Raw genomic sequence first — 22,374 nt, forward strand, 5'->3', positions numbered from 1 at the left:
CCGCTCACCGCTTGTCACCAGGCGACGGATACGGTCAGTCACGCGACATCCGCTCAATTATTGAACAGGGACATCCAGCAATTCGCGAACCGGAGCAAACGAGCGTCGATGGATCGGCGTCGGGCCGAGACGGGAAAGCGCCTCGAGATGGACAGCGGTCGGATAGCCCTTGTGCCCGGCCATGCCATAGCCCGGATAGACCCGGTCCAGCTCGACCATTTCCCGGTCGCGACTGACCTTGGCCAGGATCGACGCCGCGGCGATTGCCGGTACCTGGCTGTCGCCCTTGACCACCGGCGCGCTGGGCACCGCCAGTTTCGGACAGCGATTGCCGTCGATCAGGGCCAGCCGCGGAGTCACGCTGAGGCCTTCGACCGCGCGCTGCATGGCAAGCATGGTGGCATGCAGAATGTTCAGCCGGTCGATCTCCTCGACCTCGGCGCGGGCGATGCACCAGGCCAGGGCCTTCTCGCGGATCTCTTCGAACAGCGCCTCGCGACGAGCTTCGCTGAGCTTCTTCGAGTCGTTCAGGCCGAGGATTGGGCGGCTCGGGTCGAGAATCACCGCGGCGGTGACCACCGGACCGCACAACGGACCGCGACCGACCTCGTCGACGCCCGCGACCAGATCCTCCACCAGATTGAAATCCAGGCCCAGTTGCATCAGCGGCGCTCCACCAGTTGCAGGACGGCTTCCGCCGCCTGTGCCGAAGCATCCTGGCGCAAGGCCCGATGGATGGCATCGAAGAATTCCACCTGCTGCGAGCCGTCGTCCAGCAGCGGCGAGAGGGTTGCGGCCAGCGCTTGCGGGGTGGCGGCGTCCTGGATCAGTTCCGGCACCAACAGGCGCCCGGCCAGCAGGTTCGGCAGGGAGATGTAAGGGCTTTTCACCAGGCGCTTGAGAATCCGGTACGTCAGCCCGGCGACCCGATAAGCCACCACCATGGGCCGCTTGTAGAGCAGCGCCTCGAGGGTCGCGGTACCGGAGGCGATCAGCACCGCATCGCAGGCGGCCAACGCTTCATGGGAAGCGCCGTCGAGCAGCGTCAGCGGCAGAGGCTCGCGGCCCTGGAGCATCTGCTCGATCTGTTCGCGCCGTGCAGCGCTGGCGCAGGGCAGCACGAAACGCAGGCCCGGCCGTTCGACGAGCAGGCGCTGGGCGGTGTCGAGGAACAAGGCGCCGAGCTTGCCGACCTCGCCGCCGCGACTGCCCGGCATCAGCGCCACCACCTGTCCGTCCGCCGGCAATCCGAGCCGCGCGCGGGCCGCAGCGCGATCCGCCTGCAGGGGAATGGTGTTGGCCAGGGGGTGGCCGACGAAACGCACGGGCACCCCATGCTCTTCGTAGAAACGTGCTTCGAAGGGGAACAATGCCAGCATCAGGTCGCAGGCTTCGCGAATCTTCAGCACCCGCTTCTGCCGCCAGGCCCACACCGAAGGGCTGACGTAATGCACGGTGCGCAGGCCAGCCTGGCGCAGCTTGTGTTCGACGCCGAGGGTGAAGTCGGGAGCGTCGATGCCGATCATCACATCCGGCCGGGCCTCGATGAGCGTGCGGATCAGGCGCTTGCGCCGTCGCAACAACTCCGGCAGCCGGCCCAGTACTTCGACCAGGCCCATCACCGACAGGCGCTCCATGGGGAAATAGCTGGACAGCCCTTCGGCCTCCATGCGCGGCCCACCGACGCCGATGAACTCGATATCCGGGTGCCGCGCCCGCAGCGCCTGCATCAGTCCGGACCCGAGGATGTCGCCGGAGGCCTCGCCGGCGACCAGGGCTACGCGTAATCCGTCAGCCATGGCTCAGCGGGTGATGCCGCGGGTTGCGCTCTGGATGGAATCACGGAACACCGCGACCTCGGGGAACTGGGCAGCGCTTTCGGCCAGCTCGGCCAGGGCTTCCTCGACGGTATGTCCCTGGCGATAGACCACCTTGTAGGCACGCCGCAGGGCATGGATGGCCTCGCTGCTGAAGCCGCGCCGACGCATGCCTTCGAAGTTCATGCTGCGGGCTTCGGCCGGGTTGCCGAAGACCGTCACGTAGGCCGGGACGTCCTTGCCGATGGCGCTGCCCATGCCGGAAAAGCTGTGCGCGCCGATCCGGCAGTACTGGTGCACCAGGGTGTAGCCGGACAGGATCGCCCAGTCGTCCACGTGGACATGCCCGGCCAGCGCCGTGTTGTTCACCAGGATGCAATGGTTGCCGATCACGCTGTCATGGCCGATGTGCGCATAGGCCATGATCAGATTGTGGTCGCCAATGGTGGTTTCCGCGCGATCCTGGACGGTTCCGCGATGGATGGTCACGCCTTCGCGGATCACGTTGTGGTCACCGATCACCAGGCGCGTCGGCTCGCCCTTGTATTTCAGGTCGGGAGTATCCTCGCCGACGCTGGAAAACTGGTAGATGCGGTTGTGCTTGCCGATCTTCGTGGGGCCCTTGAGCACCACGTGCGGACCGATCACCGTCCCTTCACCGATCTCCACTTCCGCCCCGACGATGGACCACGGGCCCACCTGGACGTCAGCCGCCAGCCTGGCGCTCGGATCGATGATGGCGCGAGGATCGATCAAACTCATAGTTTGCGTTCCGCACAGATGATTTCAGCCGAGCATACCGGCTTGTCGTCGACGGTAGCGTGGCAGTCGAATTTCCAGATGCTGCGCTTCACGCTGATGAACTTGGCGTGCAGTTGCAGTTGGTCGCCCGGCAGGACCGGCTGGCGGAAGCGCAGCTTGTCCGAACCGACGAAGTAGTAAAGGGTGCCGTCGGCGGGCTTCACGTCGAGCATCTTGAAACCGAGGATACCGGCCGCCTGGGCCATCGCCTCGATGATCAGCACGCCCGGCATGATCGGGTGCTCGGGGAAATGTCCGTTGAAGAACGGCTCATTGATACTGACATTCTTGTAGGCGCGAATGCGCTTGCCCTCGATGTCCAGCTCTACCACCCGATCCACCAGCAGGAAAGGATAGCGATGAGGCAGGTATTCGCGAATCTCGTTGATGTCCATCATGTTAGGGGGAGCCTGTTCAGAAAAGGGTGACGCAAAAAACGTCAATTACGCATCAGATGAAGCGTCACCGCTTGAGGTCACGGCAGCCAGGCGTTTTTCCAGCTGCTGAAGTCGACGCGCCATGTCGTCCAGTTGACGAATGCGCGCGGCGCTTTTTTTCCATTCGGCCGCCGGTTGCATGGCGGTACCGGAGGAATACGATCCCGGCTCGGTGATCGAGCGGGTCACCATGGTCATGCCGGTCACGAAAACGTTGTCGCAGATCTCGATATGGCCGACCAGGCCAACGCCGCCGGCGAGCATGCAATGCCTGCCGATCTTGGCGCTGCCGGAAATGCCGACGCAAGCGGCCATGGCGGTATGATCGCCGATCTGCACGTTGTGCGCGATCATGATCTGGTTGTCCAGCTTCACACCGTTGCCGATCAGCGTATCGGACAGTGCTCCACGGTCGATGGTGGTGTTCGCGCCGATCTCGACGTCGTCACCGATGGTCACCCCGCCGATCTGGGCGATCTTCTGCCAGACGCCCTTCTCGTTGGCGAAACCGAAACCTTCGCCGCCGATCACCGCGCCCGACTGGATACTCACCCGCGCGCCGATGGTGACGTCGTGGTAGAGCGTGACCCGCGGCGCCAGCCAGCCGCCTTCGCCGATCACGCTACGGGCGCCGATTACGCAGTGCGCGCCGATGCTGACGCCAGCGCCGATGCGGGCGCCACTCTCGATCACCGCATAGGCGCCGACGCTGGCGCTCGGATCGACCTCGGCGTCCGCCGCGACGATGGCGGTGGGATGGATACCGGCGGCCGCCTTCGGTTTGCGATCGAACAGGTGCGACAGGCTGGCATAGGCCAGGTAGGGGTTGGCCACCACCAGCGCGGTACCGGCGAACCCGTCGGCGTCGGCAGCCGTCAGCAGGACGGCGCCGGCACGGCTTTCGGGCAGGTACTTGCGATACTGCGGGTTGGCCAGGAAGCTCAGCTGAGCCGGTCCGGCCTCCTGCAAGGTCGCCAGGCCCTGGATCGGCAGGTCCGCGTCGCCACGGAGTTCCGCGCCGACATGCGCGGCCAACTGGCCCAGGGTGTAGGACAAGGTACTCATCATCAACGCAGCTGGTTCATCCGCTCGATCACCTGGCGGGTGATGTCGTATTGCGGCTTGACGTCGACCACGGCGCCACGCTCGATGACCATGTCGTAGCCGCCTTTCTTGATGGTTTCCTCGACGGCCTGGTCCAGCTTCGGCTTGAGCTTCTTCAACATGTCGCGGTCGGCGGCGGCCTTCGACTCGTTCAGTTCCTTGGACTGGAACTGGAAGTCACGGGCCTTCTGCTTGAAGTCCAGCTCGGCCTTCTCGCGGTCGCCCTGGGACATCTTGCTGCCGTTGGAAACCAGCTTGTCCTGCAGCGCCTTGGCGTCGCGTTCGAGGTTCTTCAGCTTGTTCAGCTGGGGGCCGAACTTCTTCTCGGCATCCACGGCGTATTGCTTGGCGGCATCGGACTCGAGCAGCGCCATCTGGTAGTTGAGCACCGCGATCTTCATTTCAGCGAACGCCGAAGGAGCCGCCATGATGGCTGCGGTGATCAGGACGAACTGGGTGAACTTACGCACGATGCACTCCTGCACAAAGCATGGTTTCGTTACTCGGTACTACGTACAAATCAGAAGGTCTGGCCCAGGGAGAACTGGAAGACCTGGGTTTCCGCGTTGTCCGGCTTCTTGATCGGCGTCGCCAGGCTGAAGCTCAGCGGGCCCAGCGCGGTGATCCAGGTCAGGCCGACGCCCACGGAACTGGCGAGGTTGTCGGTCTTGATGCCGTCGCAGTTGGTGGTGGTCTTGGTCGGGCAGTCGGTATCGAAGGTGCTACCCACGTCCCAGAACAGCACGGTACGCAACTGGCGCTGGTCCTTGACGAACGGCAGCGGGAACAGCAGCTCAGCGCCGCCGGTGATCAGGATGTTACCACCGAAGGCTTCGGGATCCTGGTCCGGGTCGGTGTAGCGACCACGCTCATCAGGCCCAGGAATGATCTTCCCATCCTTGTAAGCCCTAGAGGGGGTACTACGAGGCCCCAGCGTGCTGTCCTTGAAGCCCCGCACCGAGTTGAAGCCGCCGGCGTAGTAGTTCTCGTAGAACGGCAGGCGCTCGGTGGATCCGTAGCCATCGCCATAGCCCAGCTCGGTGTGGAAGCGCATGGTGTAGTTGTCGGTCAGCGGGGCGAAGACCTGCCCGCGGTAGTCGATCTTGTAGAACGACAGGTCGCTGCCCGGCAGGGTGGTTTCCAGGGTCAGGCTCTGCGAGTGACCACGGGTGGCCAGCACGCCCTTGTTCAGGGTCGATTCGGACCAGCCGATGGAAGCCTTGAAGTTGGTGAAGTTGTCGCCTTCCTTGTCGAGGAAGTCGTAGATCTCGTCCACGGTGTAGCGGCCGGTGTCGATCTGGTCGCGCTGCACGCTCAGGCCATAGGTCAGGCGCGAGGTCTCACTGATCGGGTAGCCGATGCTCATGCCGGCGCCCAGGCTGTTCACCGAGTAGCTGGCGACGTCGACGTCGAGTTCGTCGTAGTCGGTCTTCCGGTAGAAGGCGTTGTAGCCAAGGCTGACGCCGTCGACGGTCCAGTAGGGGTCGACGAAGCCGAAGTTGTAGCGGGTCTGGTATTCGCTGCGGGTCAGGCCAATGCTGACCTTGTTGCCGGTACCCAGGAAGTTGTTCTGGCTGATCGAGCCGCCGAGTATCAGGCCGGCGCTCTGGGCGAAGCCGACGCTGGCGGTGATCGAGCCGGAGGGTTGCTCTTCGACGCTGTAGTTGACGTCGACCTGGTCGTCGGTGCCGGGAACCGCCGGGGTCTCGACGTTGACTTCCTTGAAGTAGCCAAGGCGCTCCAGACGGGCCTTGGACTGGTCGATCAGGTAGGTGGAGGCCCAGCCGCCTTCCATCTGGCGCATTTCGCGGCGCAGCACTTCGTCTTCGGTCTTGGTGTTGCCGCGGAAGTTGATGCGGTTGACGTAGGCGCGCTTGCCCGGGTCGACGACGAAGGTCACCGAGACGGTCTTGTCGTCGTCATGGGCTTCCGGCACGCCGTTGACGTTGGCGAAGGTGTAGCCCTCGTTGCCCAGGCGACGGGTGATCAGGTCGGAGGTGGTGGTCATCACCTTGCGCGAGAACACCTGGCCCTTCTGTACCAGCAGCAGGCGCTTCACTTCCTCTTCCGGCACCTTCAGGTCGCCGGTCAGCTTCACGTCGCGGATGGTGTACTTCTCACCCTCGTTGATGTTGACGGTGATGTAGACGTGCTTCTTGTCCGGCGTGATGGATACCTGGGTGGAGGCGATATCCATGTTGATGTAGCCGCGGTCCAGGTAATAGGAGCGCAGGCGCTCGAGGTCGCCGGAGAGCTTTTCGCGGGCGTACTTGTCGTCGTTCTTGAAGAACGACAGCCAGTTGGTGGTCTTCAGTTCGAACAGGTCGGTCAGGTCTTCTTCGGAGAAGACGGTGTTGCCCACCACGTTGATGTGGGAAATCGCGGCGACCGTGCCTTCGTTGATGTTGATCTTCAGCGCGACGCGGTTGCGCGGCTGCGGGATCACTTCCGCGTTGATCTCGGCCGAGTAGCGGCCCTGGGCCACGTACTGGCGTTGCAGCTCGTTGCGCACGCCTTCGAGGGTGGCGCGCTGGAAGATCTCGCCCTCGGCCAGGCCGGACTGTTTCAGGCCCTTGAGCAGGTCTTCCTTGGAAATCGCCTTGTTGCCCTCGATCTCGATGCTGGAGATCGACGGGCGCTCGACTACAGTGACTACCAGCACGTTGCCATCGCGGCCGAGCTGGATGTCCTGGAAGAAACCGGTCTTGAACAGGGAGCGGGTGGCCTGGACCAGGGCCTGGTCGTCGATGGTCTCGCCGACGTTCAGCGGCAGGGCGGCGAACACGCTACCGGCGGACACGCGCTGCAGGCCATTGACCCGGATATCGGAAACAGTGAAGGACTCGGCGTGAACCTCGGCGATCATCAGCGCTGACAGCAGCGCGGGTAGCAGAAAGCGTTTCATGGAGTCCTTTTTTTCCAACTGACAAATAGAGAATCTGCCGCAAAGGGCGGCAGATTCGAATTCAACATGACTACAGACGACTCAGATCGTTGACCAGAGCGAGCAACATCACGCCAACGACCAGACTGATGCCGATCTGCATCCCCCAAGCCTGTACCCGTTCGGATAATGGGCGCCCGCGCACCCACTCAACCAGATAGAACAGCAGATGCCCGCCATCGAGGACAGGGATCGGCAGCAGGTTGAGAACCCCCAAGCTAATGCTCAGATAGGCCAGGAAATTGAGAAAATCCCCCACGCCAGACTGGGCTGAAGCGCCCGCCACTTTAGCAATGGTTATCGGCCCGCTCAAGTTTTTTACCGAGAGCTCGCCGAGCAACATTTTCTTTATGGAGTCGAGCGTTAGCAGGCTCATGGTCCAGGTTCGGGAAAGCGCCTGACCCACCGCCTCCAGCGGTCCGTAGCTCACTTCGCGGAGCATTTCCGCCGGCCATTCGGTACCGGCGACCCCCGCCCCCATGTAGCCGCTCCGGGCCTTGCCCTCGCCGCGCACCGCCAGCTCCAAGGCAACATCCAGCACTTCGCCGTCGCGCAGTACCTTGAGCTGGACGCGCTGCCCGGGACGGGCACGGACGCTATCCACCACCTGCTGCCAGTCGTCGACGGCGATGCCATCGATGCTCTGCAAGCGGTCGCCGAGCTTCAGCCCGGCGGCCTGCGCCGGCCCCTTGGGGTCGAGTTCGGCCAGCACCGGCGGCAAGGCCGGCCGCCAGGGCCGGATGCCCAGCGAGGCGATGGGATCGGGATTGTCCTCGCCCTTCAGCCAGCCATCCAGACGCACCTGGTGGGTGGAATCGACATTCGAGCCCTTTTCCTGCACCCGCACTTCCAGCGTACCGCTCTCGCCGAGACGGCGAACCAGCTGCAGGTTGACCCCGCTCCAGCCGGTGACGGGCTCGCCGTCCACCGCCAGCAATTCCTGCCCGGCCTCCAGGCCGGCCTGGGCGGCCAGGCTCTCCGGCGCCACGGAACCGATGACCGGGCGCACCTGCTGACTACCGAGCAGGGCGACGACCCAGAAGAACAGAATCGCCAGTAGGAAATTGGCGATGGGACCAGCCGCGACGATGGCGATCCGCTGACGGACCGTCTTGCGATTGAAGGACTGTTCGAGCAGATGGGCCGGTACTTCCGCCTCGCGCTCGTCGAGCATCTTGACGTAGCCGCCCAGCGGAATGGCCGCCACCACGAACTCGGTGCCGTGCCGGTCGTGCCAGCGCACCAGCGGCGTGCCGAAGCCGACGGAGAAGCGCAGGACCTTCACCCCGCAGCGTCGCGCGACCCAGAAGTGGCCGAATTCGTGGAACGTCACCAGCACGCCCAGGGCCACCAGGGTACCGACGATCATGTAAAGCGCACTCATCTCCTACCTCCAGGCCGTCCGAAGACTAGCCGGCGTGTCGGGTCAACCATTGCCCGGCGACCGAACGGGCGCGGCGATCGGCGGCCAGGACCTGATCGAGCGATTCGACTGCGGTCACCGCCTCGCGGTTCAGCACGTCCTCGATGATAACCGCGATGTCGCTGAAGCGGATGCGCCGCTCGAGAAATGCGGCCACGGCCACCTCGTTCGCGGCATTCAGCATGGCCGGGGCGCTGCCGCCGGTTTCCGCGGCCTGGCTCGCCAGGCGCAGGCAGGGGAAGCGCTGCTCGTCGGGGCGCTGGAAATCCAGGCGACCGACGGCGAACATATCCAGCGGCGAAACGCCGGAATCGATTCGCTCCGGCCAGGCCATGGCATAGGAAATCGGCGTGCGCATGTCCGGATTGCCGAGCTGGGCGATCACCGAACCGTCGACGTAGTCCACCATCGAGTGGATCACGCTCTGCGGGTGGATCACCACCTCGACCTGGCTCGGCTGGGCGTCGAACAGCCAGCACGCCTCGATCAGTTCGAGCCCCTTGTTCATCATGCTGGCGGAGTCGACGGAAATCTTCCGCCCCATCGACCAGTTCGGGTGCGCACAAGCCTGCTCCGGCGTCACCGAAGCGAGCTGCTCCAGCGGCGTCTCACGGAACGGGCCGCCGGAGGCGGTCAAGAGGATCCGGCGCACGCCGACCCGCTCCAGGCCATCGGCATAATTGCGCGGCAGCGACTGGAAGATCGCGTTGTGCTCGCTGTCGATCGGCAGGAGCACCGCGCCGCTGCGCTTGACCGCCTGCATGAACAGCGCGCCGGACATCACCAGCGCTTCCTTGTTGGCCAGCAGTACGCGCTTGCCGGCCTCGACGGCCGCCAGGGTCGACGGCAGCCCGGCGGCGCCGACGATGGCCGCCATTACCATGTCCACTTCGGGCGCGCTGGCCACTTCGCACAACGCCTGCTCGCCGAACAGCACCCGGGTGCGGATACCCGCCGCGGCGAGCGAGCCCTGCAAGGCAATCGCCGCGGCCTGCTCCGGCACCACCGCATAGACGGGGCGGTGCCTGAGGCACAGCGCCTCGAGTTCGGCCAGGCGGCTGAAGCCAGTCAGGGCGAAGGCTTCGTAACGATCGGGATGACGCTGGACGACGTCCAGGGTGCTCAGGCCGATCGAGCCGGTCGCGCCGAGCACGCTGATCCGCTGCGGTCGACTCATGGCGCACCCCAGCCGGCGGCCCAGAGCAGGGCCGCGAATACCGGGATGGCTGCCGTCAGGCTGTCGATGCGATCCAGCACGCCACCGTGGCCGGGCAGCAGGTTGCTGCTGTCCTTGATTCCGGACTGGCGCTTGAACATGCTTTCGGTGAGGTCGCCGACGATCGAGACGAACACCACCAGCGCCGCGCCGAGCAGGGCCAGGAGCAGCGCGCCGAGGGACCAGCCGCGGTAGAGGCCGACCGCCAGGGTGATCGCCAGGCTGGCCGCCAGGCCGCCGTAAACGCCTTCCCAGCTCTTGCCGGGGCTGACCCGCGGCGCCAGCTTGCGCTTGCCGAAGGCCTTGCCGGAGAAGTAGGCGCCGATATCCGCGCCCCAGACCAGCACCATCACGGCGATGATCAGGCCATTGGCCAGCGGCCACTGCTTGAGCAAGACCAGCCCCTGCCAGGCCGGCAACAGGATCAGCAGGCCCATGCCCAGGCGGCGCCAGCGGCCGCCCCAGTAGCCGACGCTTTCCGGGTAGGTGAGCACCAGCACGGTGGCCAGCGTCCACCAGACCAGCGCCAGCAGCAGCACGGCTCCGGCAAGCTGCGGCAGATGGTAGAGAGCGACCATCAGCACGGCGACCGTCGCCGCGTAGGCAACGCGGCCGAACTGTTGTTCATAGCCGGCCAGGCGCGCCCATTCCCAGGCCCCCAGGCTCACCACCGCGCCGATGAACAGGGCGAAGAACGCCCCTTCGAGAAGGAAAAAACCACCCAGCGCGATGGGCAAAAGCACCAGCGCCGTGATGATCCGTTGTTTCAGCATGACGGACGGGCCTCGGCCTCGACTTGCTCGCTGGTCTTGCCGAAGCGGCGCTGGCGCTTGGAGAAATCCGCCAGGGCAGCCCGCATCGCCGCGTGCTTGAAGTCGGGCCAGAACAGGTCGGAGAAATACAGCTCGGCGTAGGCCAGCTGCCAGAGAAGGAAATTGCTGATGCGATGCTCGCCGCCAGTGCGGATGCACAGGTCGGGCAGCGGCTGGTCGCCGGTCACCAGGCAGCCCTGGAGCAGCTCGGCGGAGATATCGTCCGCCGCCAGGTGCCCGCCCTGGACCTCGCGCGCCAGGCGCTGTGCGGCCTGGACGATGTCCCACTGGCCGCCGTAGTTGGCGGCGACCTGGAGGAGGAAACGGGTATTGCCGGCAGTGGCGGCTTCCGCTTCGCGCATGGCCGCCTGCAACTCCGGATGGAAACGCGTGCGATCGCCGATGATGCGCAGGCGGATGCCGTTCTCGTCGAGCTTGCGCACCTCGCGGCGCAGGGCCACGAGAAACAGCTCCATCAGCGCGCTGACTTCGTCCGCCGGACGCTGCCAGTTCTCGCTGGAGAACGCGAACAGGGTGAGGACCTCGACCCCTGCCTCGGCGCAGACCTCGATCACCGCCCTGACGGCATCGACACCGGCCTTGTGGCCGGCGACGCCGGGCAGAAGACGCTTCTTCGCCCAGCGATTGTTACCGTCCATGATAATGGCCACGTGGCGTGGCACGCACACATCCTTCCGGGTCTTTTCCATGACGTCAGCCCGGCCTCAGACAGCCATGAGGTCCGCTTCTTTGGCTTCCAGTGCCTTCTCGATCTCACCGATGAACTTGTCGGTCAGCTTCTGCACGTCGTCGCCGGCGCGGCGCTCTTCGTCCTCGCTGATTTCCTTTTCCTTCTGCAGGTCCTTCAGCTGGGCCAGCGCATCGCGACGGATGTTGCGCACGGAAACCCGCGCCTGCTCGGCCTCGGCACGCGCCTGCTTGGTGTAGCCCTTGCGGGTCTCCTCGGTCAGGGCCGGCATCGGTACGCGGATGGTGGTGCCGGCGGTGGCCGGGTTGAGCCCCAGGTCGGAGGTCATGATGGCCTTCTCGACCGCCTGGATCATGCTCTTGTCGAACACGGCCAGGGCCAGGGTGCGGGAGTCTTCCACGGTGACGTTGGCGACCTGGCGCAGCGGCGTATCGGCCCCGTAATAGGAAACCATCACGCTATCCAGGATGCTCGGATGCGCGCGACCGGTACGAATCTTCGCGAAGGCATGGCCCAGCGCTTCCAGGGTCTTGCCCATGCGCTCCTGCGCTTCCTTCTTGATCTCGTTGATCATTCTCAACCCTCCTCGATCAGGGTGCCTTCGGCACCACCAACAACAATATTCAGCAATGCGCCCGGCTTGTTCATGTTGAACACCCGCAGCGGCATGTTCTGGTCACGGCACAGGCAGATGGCGGTCAGGTCCATCACGCCGAGCTTGCGGTCGAGCACTTCATCATAGGTCAGGCGCTCGAACTTCTCGGCATTCGGGTCCTTGAACGGGTCGGCAGTGTACACGCCATCGACCTTGGTAGCCTTAAGGACCACGTCGGCGTCGATCTCGATGGCGCGCAGGCAAGCCGCCGAGTCGGTGGTGAAGAACGGGTTGCCGGTACCGGCGGAGAAGATCACCACCTCGCCACCGCCGAGGTGGCGCATGGCCTTGCGGCGGTCGTAGTGGTCGGTCACACCGACCATGGAGATCGCCGACATCACCAGCGCGGGGATGTTCGAGCGCTCCAGCGCATCGCGCATCGCCAGGCCGTTCATCACGGTGGCCAGCATCCCCATGTGGTCGCCGGTCACCCGGTCCATGCCGGCCGCGGACAGGGCCGCGCCGCGGAACAGGTTGCCGCCGCCGATGACCAGGCCGACCTGCACGCCGATCCCGACCAACTGGCCGATTTCCAGCGCCATGCGGTCCAGCACCTTGGGATCGATGCCGAACTCCTCCGAGCCCATCAGGGCTTCGCCGCTCAACTTTAGAAGAATGCGTTTATAGCGAGGTTGACGAGCGCTCAGTTGCTGAGCCATGACCTTTTCTCCTGCGGCGATAAAAATACGTGACGGCCGGGCCGTCGTGGGTGGAGACGACTTTGCGCCTGCGTTGCGTGCGAGCCCGCCGAGCGGGCCGGCAACGCGGAAGCTGCCCCGAACGCTTCCCCATTTGACGAAGAGGCCGCACGCATCAGCGGGCAGCCTCTTCCGGGGCGACAGTCGAAACCGTCTTTGTTACTGCTTGGTGGCGGCTACTTGAGCGGCAACTTCGGCAGCGAAGTCCACTTCGGCCTTCTCGATGCCTTCGCCCACTTCGTAACGAACGAAGGAAACGATTTCGGCGCCAGCCTGCTTGGCCAGGTCGCCGACCTTCACTTCCGGGTTCTTCACGAAAGGCTGCTCGACCAGGCTCGCTTCGGCGAGGAACTTGCTGATGCGGCCCTTGACCATGTTCTCGACGATGTTCTCCGGCTTGCCGGCGATCTTGTCGGCGTTCAGCGCCAGGAAGATTTCCTTCTCTTTCGCGATCGCTTCTTCGGAAACTTCCGAAGCGCTCAGGAACTGCGGGTTGCTGGCGGCGACATGCATGGCGATGTCCTTGGCCAGTTCCGGGTTGCCGCCTTTCAGGTTGACCACGACACCGATGCGGTGGCCGTGCAGGTAGGCGCCGACCACGTCGCCCTCGACGCGGGTCAGGCGGCGGATGTTGACGTTCTCGCCGGTCTTGGCGACCAGGGCCAGACGAGCTTCCTCACGTGCTTCGACCAGCGGAGCGGCGTCGGTCAGCTTCTCGTTGAAGGCCTTTTCCAGACTCTCGGCGACGAAGCCCTTGAAGTCGTCCTGGAGGGCCAGGAAGTCGGTCTGGGAGTTGACTTCGATGATCACGGCGGCCTTGTTGTCGGCAGCGATCTTGACGGCGATCGAGCCTTCGGCGGCAATGTTGCCGGCCTTCTTGGCAGCCTTGATCGCACCGGCAGCGCGCATGTCGTCGATGGCCTTCTCGATGTCGCCGCCAGCGGCGGTCAGCGCCTTCTTGCACTCCATCATGCCCAAGCCGGTACGCTCGCGCAGTTCTTTAACCATGGCTGCAGTAATTTCTGCCATTTCGAAATCCTCTTGAGTGGTAGCTCTCAAAAAACCTTTGTGCCCGGCCTGCCGGGCAGAAACTCAAAGGTGGCAAAAAGGGGGCATAGCCCCCTTCCTGCGCACCGTCGGACGTCTGAACGTCCCGGAATCAGCCTTCGGCGGATTCGGCCGGCGCTTCCTCGACGAACTCGTCGGCGCTGGTGGCAGCGCCCTGCTTGCCGCGGATTACCGCTTCGGCCATCGAGTTCAGGTAGAGTTGCACGGCGCGGATGGCATCATCGTTACCGGGAATTACATAGTCGACGCCTTCCGGGCTGCTGTTGGTATCGACAACGCCGATGACCGGGATGCCCAGCTTGTTGGCTTCGGTGATGGCGATGCGCTCGTGGTCGACGTCGATCACGAACAGAGCGTCCGGCAGGCCGCCCATGTCCTTGATGCCGCCCAGGCTGCGCTCGAGCTTCTCGAGGTCACGGCTGCGCATCAGGGCTTCTTTCTTGGTCAGCTTGTCGAAGGTGCCGTCCTGGGACTGGGTTTCCAGGTCGCGCAGGCGCTTGATCGACTGACGGATGGTCTTGTAGTTGGTGAGCATGCCGCCCAGCCAGCGATGGTCGACGTACGGCATACCGCAACGAGCGGCTTCCTCGCGAACGATCTTGCCGGCGGAACGCTTGGTGCCGACGAACAGGATCTTGTTCTTGCCAGCGGCCAGGCGCTCAACGAAGGTCAGGGCCTCGTTGAACATCGGCAGGGTCTTTTCGAGGTTGATGATATGGATCTTGTTGCGCGCGCCGAAAATGAACTTGCCCATTTTCGGGTTCCAGTAACGGGTCTGGTGGCCGAAGTGCACACCGGCCTTCAGCATATCGCGCATGTTGACTTGGGACATGATAGTTCCTCGATAAGTCGGGTTAGGCCTCCACGCATCCCAATGACCAACCCTTGCGGGCACCCAGGCCATCGTGTCGATGCATGTGTGGGTTTGTGCTCCGGAAAAGGCCGCAGCCTCGGAGCGGGGCGCTTTATACCATAACCGTGGACGCAGTGAAACCCGCCGCGGATGGCCGGGCGGGAGTAGATCGGTCGGTCAGGTCTGCTAGAATCGCGTATTCCTTATTATTCATGCGTGCTTGCACGCCCGAAGAGAATTCGCATGACCGTCACCATCAAGACGCCCGACGATATCGAGAAGATGCGCATCGCCGGCCGCCTGGCCGCCGAAGTGCTGGAAATGATCGGCGAACACATCAAGCCCGGCGTGACCACCGAGGAGCTGGATCGCATCTGCCACGACTATATCGTCAACGAGCAGAAGGCGATTCCCGCCCCGCTGAACTACAAGGGCTTTCCCAAGTCGATCTGCACCTCGATCAACCATGTGGTCTGCCATGGCATCCCCAACGAGAAGCCACTGAAGGAAGGCGACATCCTCAACGTCGACATCACCGTCATCAAGGACGGCTACCACGGCGACACCAGCAAGATGTTCCTGGTCGGCAAGACCCCGGAATGGGCCGACCGCCTCTGCCAGATCACCCAGGAATGCATGTACAAGGGCATTTCCGTGGTGCGTCCGGGCGCGCACCTGGGCGATATCGGCGAAATCATCCAGAAGCACGCGGAAAAGAACGGCTTCTCGGTGGTCCGCGAATACTGCGGCCATGGCATCGGCAAGGTGTTCCACGAGGAGCCGCAGGTCCTCCACTACGGTCGTGCGGGTACCGGCATCGAGCTGAAGGAAGGCATGATCTTCACCATCGAGCCGATGATCAACCAGGGCCGCCCGGAGACCCGCCTGCTCGGCGACGGCTGGACCGCGATCACCAAGGACCGCAAGCTGTCCGCGCAATGGGAGCACACCGTGCTGGTCACCGCCGATGGCTACGAGATCCTCACCCTGCGCAACGACGAAACCTTCCCGCGCACCTCGGCAGCCTGATCCGGCCCGGCTTTTGCTGCCAGCCGTGCGCCTCGACGCCCCGCCCCATTCCGGCGGGGCCGACGCCCCGATTCGGCGCAACGCGCGCACCAATACAGCGCAAAAACGCACCAAGACGGGGCGCTCGCGTATCGAACCCAACCGCTAGCAGATAAAGGAAGGCCGCATGCCGCAGGTGGATCCCGAATTGTTCGATCGCGGGCAGTTCCAGGCGGAACTGGCCTTGAAGTCCAGCCCGATCGCCGCCTTCAAGAAGGCCATCCGGCAATTCCGCGAAGTGCTCGACAACCGCTTCAACAGCGGCCGCGACATCCGCCGCCTGATCGAAGATCGCGCCTGGTGCGTCGACCAGATCCTGCAACAGGCCTGGCAGCGCTTCGACTGGGGAGACGACGCCGACATCGCCCTGGTCGCCGTGGGCGGCTACGGCCGCGGCGAACTCCACCCCTACTCCGACGTCGACCTGCTGATCCTCCTCGACAGCGAGGACCAGGAGAGCTTCCGCGAGCCGATCGAAGGCTTCCTCACCCTGCTCTGGGACATCGGCCTGGAAGTCGGCCAGAGCGTGCGCTCGGTGCAGCAGTGCGCGGAGGAAGCGCGCGCCGACCTGACGGTGATCACCACCCTCATGGAGTGCCGCACCATCTGCGGCCCCGACAGCCTGCGCCAGCGCATGCTGCAGGTTACCGGCAGCGCGCACATGTGGCCGAGCAAGGAGTTCTTCCTGGCCAAACGCCACGAACAGCAGCGCCGCCACGCCAAGTACAACGACACCGAGTACAACCTCGAGCCCAACGTCAAGGGCTCCCCCGGCGGCCTGCGCGACATCCAGACCATCCTCTGGATGGCCCGCCGCCAGTTCGGCAGCCTCAACCTGCACGCCCTGGTGCGCGAAGGCTTCCTGGTGGAAAGCGAGTGCAGCATGCTGGCTTCCAGCCAGGAGTTCCTCTGGCGGGTCCGCTATGCCCTGCACATGCTCGCCGGGCGCGCCGAGGATCGCCTGCTGTTCGATCACCAGCGCAGCATCGCCCGTCTGTTCGGCTACGAAGACAACGACGTCAAACTGGCGGTCGAACGCTTCATGCAGAAGTACTACCGGGTGGTGATGGCGATCTCCGAGCTGAACGACCTGATCATCCAGCACTTCGAGGAAGTCATCCTGCCCTGCGAGCAGCCGGTGCAGATCCAGCCGCTGAACAGTCGCTTCCAGTTGCGCGACGGCTACATCGAGGTGACGCACCCGAACGTCTTCAAGCGCACCCCGTTCGCCCTCCTGGAAATCTTCGTGCTGATGGCCCAGCACCCGGAAATCAAGGGCGTGCGCGCCGACACCATTCGCCTGCTGCGCGACAGCCGACACCTGATCGACGACGAGTTCCGCCACGACATCCGCAACACCAGCCTGTTCATCGAGCTGTTCAAGAGCAGCCAGGGTATCCACCGCAACCTGCGGCGGATGAACCGCTACGGCATCCTCGGCCGCTACCTGCCGGAGTTCGGCCATATCATCGGGCAGATGCAGCACGACCTGTTCCATATCTATACGGTGGACGCCCACACCCTCAACCTGATCAAGCACCTGCGCAAGCTGAATCGGCCGGAGATGGCCGAGAAATATCCGCTGGCGAGCAAGATCATCGATCGTCTGCCCAAGCCGGAACTGATCTACATCGCCGGTCTCTACCACGACATCGCCAAGGGCCGTGGCGGCGACCACTCGGAACTCGGTGCGGTGGACGCCGAGGCCTTCTGCCAGAGCCACCAGTTGCCGCTCTGGGACACCCAACTGGTGTCCTGGCTGGTGCAGAACCACCTGGTGATGTCGACCACCGCACAACGCAAGGACCTCTCCGACCCGCAGGTGATCTTCGATTTCGCCCAACTGGTCGGCGACCAGACCCACCTCGACTACCTGTACGTGCTCACCGTGGCCGACATCAACGCCACCAACCCGACGCTCTGGAACTCCTGGCGCGCCAGCCTGCTCCGGCAGCTCTACACCGAGACCAAGCGCGCCCTGCGCCGCGGCCTGGAGAACCCGGTGGACCGCGAGGAGCAGATCCGCCAGACGCAGACCGCGGCCCTCGACCAACTGGTACGCAACGGCATCGACCAGGACGATGCCGAGCAGTTATGGAGCCAGCTCGGCGACGACTACTTCCTGCGCCACACCGCCGGCGACGTGGCCTGGCACACCGAGGCGATCCTCCAGCACCCGGACGACGGCACGCCGCTGGTGCTGATCAAGGAAACCACCCAGCGCGAGTTCGAGAGCGGTTCGCAGATCTTCATCTACGCCGCCGACCAGCACGATTTCTTCGCGGTCACCGTGGCCGCCATGGACCAGCTCAACCTGAGCATCCAGGACGCGCGGATCATCACCTCCACCAGCCAGTTCACCCTCGATACCTATATCGTGCTCGACGCCGACGGCGACTCCATCGGCAACAACCCGGAGCGCATCGCCGAGATCCGCGAGGGGCTTATCGACGCATTGAAGAACCCCGACGACTACCCGACCATCATCCAGCGCCGGGTGCCGCGCCAGCTCAAGCACTTCGCCTTCGCCCCGCAGGTGACCATCTCCACCGACGCGCTGCGCCAGGTCTCGGTGCTCGAAGTCATCGCCCCCGACCGCCCCGGCCTGCTGGCGCGGATCGGCGGCATCTTCCTGGATTTCGACCTGTCGGTGCAGAACGCCAAGATCGCCACCCTCGGCGAGCGCGTGGAGGACGTCTTCTACATCACCGATGCGCGCAACCAGCCGCTCGCCGACCCCGACCTATGCAAACGCCTGCAGGCCGCCCTGGTCGAGCAGCTGTCACAAGACAACGGACGGGACACCCTGCCTACCCGGATAAACTTCTGAGAAGCCTTGCCAACGCCATGAATACCGCACTCGACAACCTCCAGCCCTACCCCTTCGAGAAGCTCCGCGCCCTGCTCGGCGGCGCCCGGCCGCCCGCGACGCTGAAGCCGATCGCACTGTCCATCGGCGAGCCCAAGCACCGCTCGCCGAGCTTCGTCGCCGAAACCCTGGCGGAGAACCTGGACCAGCTCGCGGTCTACCCGACCACCCTCGGCCTGCCGGCCCTGCGCGAAGCCATCGCGCGCTGGTGCGAGCGGCGCTTCTCGGTACCGGCCGGCTGGCTGGATGCGGCGCGCCACGTACTGCCGGTGAACGGTACCCGCGAGGCGCTGTTCGCCTTCACCCAGACCGTGGTCCGCCGCAGCGAGCCCGGCGAGGCGCCCGGCCTGGTGGTCAGCCCGAACCCGTTCTACCAGATCTACGAAGGCGCGGCGCTGCTCGCCGGAGCCGTGCCGCACTACCTGCCCTGCCGCGAGGAAAACGGCTTCAACCCCGATTTCGACGCGGTCGACGAGGCGACCTGGCAGCGCTGCCAGATTCTCTTCCTCTGCTCGCCGGGCAACCCCACCGGGGCCCTGGTACCGCTGGAGACCCTGAAGAAGCTGATCGCCCTGGCCGACCGCTACGACTTCGTGATCGCCGCCGATGAGTGCTACAGCGAACTCTACTTCGACGAAAACGCCCCGCCGCCCGGCCTGCTCAACGCTTGCGCCGAGCTGGGCCGCACGGACTTCAGCCGCTGCGTGGTGTTCCACAGCCTGTCCAAGCGCTCCAACCTGCCCGGCCTGCGCTCGGGCTTCGTCGCCGGCGACGCGGAGATCCTGAAGAAATTCCTCCTCTACCGCACCTACCACGGCTGCGCCATGCCGGTGCAGACCCAGTTGGCGAGCATCGCCGCCTGGAACGACGAGGTCCATGTGCGCGCCAACCGCAGCCTCTACCGCGAGAAATTCGACGCCGTGCTGGCGATCCTCGACGGCGTGCTCGACGTACAGCGCCCGGACGGCAGTTTCTACCTGTGGGCACGTACCCCGGTGGACGACACCGTATTCACCCGCGAACTGTTCGAGCAGCAGCACGTGACGGTGGTGCCGGGTTCCTACCTGTCGCGCGAGGTGGACGGCGAGAACCCCGGCGCCAACCGCGTGCGCATGGCCCTGGTGGCACCACTGGCCGAGTGCGTCGAAGCCGCCGAGCGCATCCGCGACTACCTGCGGGCGCGCTGAAGCCTGGGCGGAGAAACGAAAAGGGATCGCCGCGGCGATCCCTTTTCGTTCACACCCAGCGGGCGAAGCGATTGGTCAGCCAGCTTTCCTGCTGGTCCAGCTCGCGCAGGATATCGCCCAGTGTCTCGTCGTCGATCTCGTTGTTACGCCGCTGCCGGTACAGTTCCAGGCGCTGCGCGCGCAACGCCTTCAGGCGCAAGGCCTTGTCGGCGATCTCCAGGGCCTGGGCCTGGTCGCGGGCCTCATCGGTGGTCGGTGCGGTATCCAGCGACTGGCGGTATTCGGCCATGATCTGCGCACGCGCCTCGGCGACCCGCGAAGTATTCGCCGCATCGTTGCCTTCCACCTGCGGCAGTTCCTCGCTCTCCAGGGCCCGGATCGCCGCCTCCGCGGTCTTGCGCCAGGCCTCGCGCCGCTCGCGCTCGTGGGCGCCATTGTTGCTCGCCGGCAGCCCGCGCAGCAGCAGCGGCAGGCCGATGGTCGCGCCGATCAGGGAAATCAGGATCACGCTGGTGGCGATGAAGATGATCAGGTCGCGCTGCGGGAAGGCGCTGCCATCCATCAGGCTCATCGGTACCGACAGCACCGCCGCCAGGGTCACCGCACCACGCACGCCGCTCAATGCACTGAGGGCGGAGAGACGGCGCAGGGAGATGCCGCTCAGCCCGGGCGGGCTCTTGCCGCGCCAGCGATCGATGCGCAGCGACAGCTTCCAGTAGCCATAGACCCAGCCGTAGCGGATCAGCATCAGCACGGCGGTGATCGCCGCCACGTAGGCCAGCAGCAGCGAGGAACGCCAGAGCAGGTCGCCGTGGTGGTTGGCCACCGACTTCATGATGTCCGGCAACTGCAGGCCGAGCAGCAGGAACACCACACCGTTGAAGGCGAACTCCAGCATCGACCAGACGCTGCGGTTGAGCAGGCGCGTGGAAGTCTGCCGCGGCAGCAGGTCGACCCAGCTCTGCATCATGCCGGCCGCCACCGCCGAGAGAATCCCGGAGACGCCCAGGTGTTCCGCCACCATGTAGGAGGCGAACGGCAGCAACAGCATCAGTACCACGTGGGTCGCCGGGTCGTCCCAGCCACGGGAGATCATCCAGGCGCGGATGCGGCCCAGCGACCAGCTGAGGAACACCCCGATGGCCAGGCCGCCGACCGCGACCAGGAGGAAGTTGAGGCTGGCGTCCACCAGCGAGAACACGCCGGTCATCGCCGCGGCGATGGCGAACTTGAATGCCACCAGGCCAGAGGCATCGTTCATCAGCGCCTCGCCCTCCAGCAGGTGCATCAGGCGCTTGGGCAGCCGCCCCTGGGTGATCGCCGAGACCGCCAGGGCGTCCGTGGGCGACAGCACGGCGGCGAGGGCGAAGGAAGCCGCCAGGGGAATTTCCGGGATCAGCAGATGGATGAAATAGCCGGCGCCGACCACGGTGAAGAACACCAGGCCGAACGCCATCATCAGGATCGGCCAGCGCATCCGCCAGACTTCCCGCTTGGGAATGCGCCAGCCATCGACGAACAGCAGCGGCGGAATGAACAGGAAGAGGAACAGCTCCGGGTCGAGGGCAATGTGCAGCCCGAGGGACGGCAAGGCCAGCAGGGCCCCGGCGGCGATCTGGATCAGCGGTAGCGGCAAGGGCAGCAACTGGGCAGCCAGGCGGGTGGCGCCGACGACCAGCAGCAGGGTCAGAACGGTGTACACGGTTTGCATGAGGGCGGGGATCTCCGGCTTCGTCCCTGGACGATGCGACTGCGCCGATTGCACCATCGCGATCGGTAGGCAGCTATCCGACATTCGCACAATCCGTACGGTCTTTCCTAGCCCCGCCGCTCTACCCCGCGCGTCCGCCCCCTCCGCGGCGACGACCGGGGCGCCCGGCCAAGGTTCCCGCACTAGTACATCCGAGCTATTTCATAGCGGTGCGAGACGCTCCTACACTCCCCTTCAGTCCAGGCCCGCCGTAGCGTCGGCCAGGACGACGCCCCGAAGGAGTACGGGGTGCAGCACCCACTCAGACAAAGGAATGCCGCCATGACAAGCAAGGGACTTACTTCCGCACTGCTGCTCGCCTCGATGTTCGCCGCCACCTCCGGCTGCCTCCAGCAGAACGCACTGACCCAGGGCTACCGCACCACCCAGCCCGGGCAACCCGGTCAGGCCCAGGTCGCCTCCGCCAACACCCCTTGCACCCCCAGCGCCACCAATGACCTGATCGCTACCGGTCGCAGCCTGCTGGACATCACCACCAACCTGATCAAGACCCGCAACCAGATGAGCGACGGCGGCAGCATCATGCGCGACGTCGACGACGTGCAGAAGGTCGGCAAGGGCCATGCCGTGCTGGACAGCGTCGAGAGCATGACCGGCGGTCCGCAGCAGCCCTGCGGCTAAGCGCACCACGACGATTCATCCCGGACAGCGAGCCCCCGCACGCTGTTCTCCCCCTGAGCCTCGCCTACCCGGCGGGGCTTTTTTTGTCCTGCGCCAAACAGCCGCCGCCCCGCATCAAGGAACTCGCCCATCACCCGGCCATGCAGACCAGGCCGCTTCGAGTCCCGTTCGTCACCTGTGCAAGGCGTCTGGAACGCGGCTATTGTCCGACGATCGAAGTGATGGCAATGTAGAATTACACCTTTGGATGTAGTCGTTTCGGGTAGGTCGCGAGATGGAACGAGCTTTTTCCCCTACCGCGGAATCGCGGAGCAGCGGCCC

20 protein-coding genes are annotated in these 22,374 nt (G+C 64.8%); 4 read left to right on the forward strand and 16 right to left on the reverse strand.

What is annotated here, in order from left to right; translation table 11 throughout:
• Positions 1–57 precede the first annotated feature (57 nt).
• From rnhB to rpsB, 15 genes are all read right to left on the reverse strand, one after another.
• Positions 58–663, reverse strand: coding sequence for a ribonuclease HII (rnhB, locus tag FOC67_RS19340; RefSeq protein WP_003092371.1), 606 nt, complete (start codon positions 661–663; stop codon positions 58–60).
• Positions 663–1,799 carry a lipid-A-disaccharide synthase gene (gene lpxB, locus FOC67_RS19345; protein ID WP_003109334.1) on the reverse strand — a complete coding sequence of 379 codons (1,137 nt, stop codon included), beginning with the start codon at positions 1,797–1,799 and terminating at the stop codon, positions 663–665. Before lpxB ends, rnhB begins: the two co-directional genes overlap by 1 nt.
• 3 nt (positions 1,800–1,802) lie before the next feature.
• On the reverse strand, positions 1,803–2,579 hold the full coding sequence (gene lpxA, locus FOC67_RS19350) for an acyl-ACP--UDP-N-acetylglucosamine O-acyltransferase (RefSeq protein ID WP_003092373.1): 777 nt from the start codon (positions 2,577–2,579) through the stop codon (positions 1,803–1,805).
• The gene (gene fabZ, locus FOC67_RS19355; RefSeq protein WP_003092375.1) at positions 2,576–3,016 is read right to left on the reverse strand and encodes a 3-hydroxyacyl-ACP dehydratase FabZ; all 441 of its coding nucleotides are present in this window, start codon (positions 3,014–3,016) and stop codon (positions 2,576–2,578) included. Before fabZ ends, lpxA begins: the two co-directional genes overlap by 4 nt.
• A gap of 45 nt (positions 3,017–3,061) precedes the next feature.
• Positions 3,062–4,123, reverse strand: a complete 1,062-nt coding sequence (gene lpxD / locus FOC67_RS19360; RefSeq protein ID WP_003117487.1) for a UDP-3-O-(3-hydroxymyristoyl)glucosamine N-acyltransferase — start codon at positions 4,121–4,123, stop codon at positions 3,062–3,064.
• The gene (locus FOC67_RS19365; RefSeq protein WP_003098586.1) at positions 4,123–4,629 is read right to left on the reverse strand and encodes an OmpH family outer membrane protein; all 507 of its coding nucleotides are present in this window, start codon (positions 4,627–4,629) and stop codon (positions 4,123–4,125) included. Before FOC67_RS19365 ends, lpxD begins: the two co-directional genes overlap by 1 nt.
• Before the next feature lie 50 nt (positions 4,630–4,679).
• Positions 4,680–7,064, reverse strand: coding sequence for an outer membrane protein assembly factor BamA (gene bamA, locus FOC67_RS19370; protein ID WP_003098590.1), 2,385 nt, complete (start codon positions 7,062–7,064; stop codon positions 4,680–4,682).
• Between the two features lie 70 nt (positions 7,065–7,134).
• Positions 7,135–8,487 carry a sigma E protease regulator RseP gene (gene rseP / locus FOC67_RS19375; RefSeq protein WP_009313536.1) on the reverse strand — a complete coding sequence of 451 codons (1,353 nt, stop codon included), beginning with the start codon at positions 8,485–8,487 and terminating at the stop codon, positions 7,135–7,137.
• Between the two features lie 25 nt (positions 8,488–8,512).
• Entirely contained in the window at positions 8,513–9,703 is a 1,191-nt protein-coding gene (ispC, locus tag FOC67_RS19380) for a 1-deoxy-D-xylulose-5-phosphate reductoisomerase (protein WP_003109337.1), read from the reverse strand.
• Complete coding sequence (gene cdsA, locus FOC67_RS19385; protein ID WP_003092388.1) at positions 9,700–10,515, reverse strand: phosphatidate cytidylyltransferase; 816 nt, start codon at positions 10,513–10,515, stop codon at positions 9,700–9,702. The genes ispC and cdsA overlap by 4 nt, the downstream gene beginning before the upstream one ends.
• A complete protein-coding gene (uppS, locus tag FOC67_RS19390; RefSeq protein WP_003113863.1) occupies positions 10,509–11,264 on the reverse strand; it encodes a polyprenyl diphosphate synthase in 756 nt (251 codons plus the stop codon). The genes cdsA and uppS overlap by 7 nt, the downstream gene beginning before the upstream one ends.
• A 15-nt stretch (positions 11,265–11,279) precedes the next feature.
• Positions 11,280–11,837 carry a ribosome recycling factor gene (gene frr / locus FOC67_RS19395; RefSeq protein WP_003092390.1) on the reverse strand — a complete coding sequence of 186 codons (558 nt, stop codon included), beginning with the start codon at positions 11,835–11,837 and terminating at the stop codon, positions 11,280–11,282.
• 2 nt (positions 11,838–11,839) lie between these two features.
• On the reverse strand, positions 11,840–12,577 hold the full coding sequence (gene pyrH / locus FOC67_RS19400; RefSeq protein ID WP_003092391.1) for a UMP kinase: 738 nt from the start codon (positions 12,575–12,577) through the stop codon (positions 11,840–11,842).
• A 198-nt stretch (positions 12,578–12,775) separates the two neighbouring features.
• Positions 12,776–13,645, reverse strand: a complete 870-nt coding sequence (gene tsf / locus FOC67_RS19405; RefSeq protein WP_003092393.1) for a translation elongation factor Ts — start codon at positions 13,643–13,645, stop codon at positions 12,776–12,778.
• A gap of 130 nt (positions 13,646–13,775) precedes the next feature.
• Positions 13,776–14,516: a 30S ribosomal protein S2 gene (gene rpsB / locus FOC67_RS19410; RefSeq protein ID WP_003092394.1), complete on the reverse strand. Its 741-nt coding sequence runs from the start codon at positions 14,514–14,516 to the stop codon at positions 13,776–13,778.
• Positions 14,517–14,780: 264 nt separating this feature from the next.
• On the opposite strand from rpsB, the gene map reads away from it, so the two are divergent.
• The 3 genes from map (at position 14,781) to dapC (ending at position 19,661) form a co-directional block, all read left to right on the forward strand.
• Positions 14,781–15,566 (forward strand): type I methionyl aminopeptidase, encoded by a 786-nt coding sequence (gene map, locus FOC67_RS19415; RefSeq protein ID WP_003092395.1) that lies wholly within the window; start codon positions 14,781–14,783, stop codon positions 15,564–15,566.
• Between the two features lie 166 nt (positions 15,567–15,732).
• Entirely contained in the window at positions 15,733–18,435 is a 2,703-nt protein-coding gene (locus tag FOC67_RS19420) for a [protein-PII] uridylyltransferase (protein WP_003113862.1), read from the forward strand.
• Between the two features lie 17 nt (positions 18,436–18,452).
• On the forward strand, positions 18,453–19,661 hold the full coding sequence (gene dapC / locus FOC67_RS19425) for a succinyldiaminopimelate transaminase (protein ID WP_003092403.1): 1,209 nt from the start codon (positions 18,453–18,455) through the stop codon (positions 19,659–19,661).
• A 49-nt stretch (positions 19,662–19,710) separates the two neighbouring features.
• On the opposite strand, the gene FOC67_RS19430 is transcribed toward dapC, so the two are convergent.
• Positions 19,711–21,456, reverse strand: coding sequence for a Na+/H+ antiporter (locus FOC67_RS19430; protein ID WP_003109341.1), 1,746 nt, complete (start codon positions 21,454–21,456; stop codon positions 19,711–19,713).
• A 237-nt stretch (positions 21,457–21,693) separates the two neighbouring features.
• Here FOC67_RS19430 and FOC67_RS19435 point away from each other — a divergent pair, with 237 nt between their 5' ends.
• Positions 21,694–22,053 (forward strand): hypothetical protein, encoded by a 360-nt coding sequence (locus tag FOC67_RS19435; protein ID WP_003092416.1) that lies wholly within the window; start codon positions 21,694–21,696, stop codon positions 22,051–22,053.
• Positions 22,054–22,374: the final 321 nt, after the last annotated feature.

It is taken from the genome of Pseudomonas sp. FDAARGOS_761, from assembly GCF_013343155.1.
In the GTDB taxonomy this organism is placed as follows: Bacteria; Pseudomonadota; Gammaproteobacteria; order Pseudomonadales; family Pseudomonadaceae; genus Pseudomonas; species Pseudomonas aeruginosa.

Excerpts from the sequence above, each read along its gene's own strand:
- FOC67_RS19435 (WP_003092416.1), top strand. The coding sequence starts at position 21,694 with ATGACAAGCAAGGGACTTACTTCCGCACTGCTGCTCGCCTCGATGTTC.
- lpxB (WP_003109334.1), bottom strand. The coding sequence starts at position 1,799 with ATGGCTGACGGATTACGCGTAGCCCTGGTCGCCGGCGAGGCCTCCGGC.
- dapC (WP_003092403.1), top strand. The coding sequence starts at position 18,453 with ATGAATACCGCACTCGACAACCTCCAGCCCTACCCCTTCGAGAAGCTC.
- rnhB (WP_003092371.1), bottom strand. The coding sequence starts at position 663 with ATGCAACTGGGCCTGGATTTCAATCTGGTGGAGGATCTGGTCGCGGGC.
- bamA (WP_003098590.1), bottom strand. The coding sequence starts at position 7,064 with ATGAAACGCTTTCTGCTACCCGCGCTGCTGTCAGCGCTGATGATCGCC.
- pyrH (WP_003092391.1), bottom strand. The coding sequence starts at position 12,577 with ATGGCTCAGCAACTGAGCGCTCGTCAACCTCGCTATAAACGCATTCTT.
- lpxA (WP_003092373.1), bottom strand. The coding sequence starts at position 2,579 with ATGAGTTTGATCGATCCTCGCGCCATCATCGATCCGAGCGCCAGGCTG.
- frr (WP_003092390.1), bottom strand. The coding sequence starts at position 11,837 with ATGATCAACGAGATCAAGAAGGAAGCGCAGGAGCGCATGGGCAAGACC.
- fabZ (WP_003092375.1), bottom strand. The coding sequence starts at position 3,016 with ATGATGGACATCAACGAGATTCGCGAATACCTGCCTCATCGCTATCCT.
- rpsB (WP_003092394.1), bottom strand. The coding sequence starts at position 14,516 with ATGTCCCAAGTCAACATGCGCGATATGCTGAAGGCCGGTGTGCACTTC.
- map (WP_003092395.1), top strand. The coding sequence starts at position 14,781 with ATGACCGTCACCATCAAGACGCCCGACGATATCGAGAAGATGCGCATC.
- ispC (WP_003109337.1), bottom strand. The coding sequence starts at position 9,703 with ATGAGTCGACCGCAGCGGATCAGCGTGCTCGGCGCGACCGGCTCGATC.
- rseP (WP_009313536.1), bottom strand. The coding sequence starts at position 8,487 with ATGAGTGCGCTTTACATGATCGTCGGTACCCTGGTGGCCCTGGGCGTG.
- FOC67_RS19430 (WP_003109341.1), bottom strand. The coding sequence starts at position 21,456 with ATGTCGGATAGCTGCCTACCGATCGCGATGGTGCAATCGGCGCAGTCG.
- lpxD (WP_003117487.1), bottom strand. The coding sequence starts at position 4,123 with ATGATGAGTACCTTGTCCTACACCCTGGGCCAGTTGGCCGCGCATGTC.
- FOC67_RS19420 (WP_003113862.1), top strand. The coding sequence starts at position 15,733 with ATGCCGCAGGTGGATCCCGAATTGTTCGATCGCGGGCAGTTCCAGGCG.
- cdsA (WP_003092388.1), bottom strand. The coding sequence starts at position 10,515 with ATGCTGAAACAACGGATCATCACGGCGCTGGTGCTTTTGCCCATCGCG.
- uppS (WP_003113863.1), bottom strand. The coding sequence starts at position 11,264 with ATGGAAAAGACCCGGAAGGATGTGTGCGTGCCACGCCACGTGGCCATT.
- tsf (WP_003092393.1), bottom strand. The coding sequence starts at position 13,645 with ATGGCAGAAATTACTGCAGCCATGGTTAAAGAACTGCGCGAGCGTACC.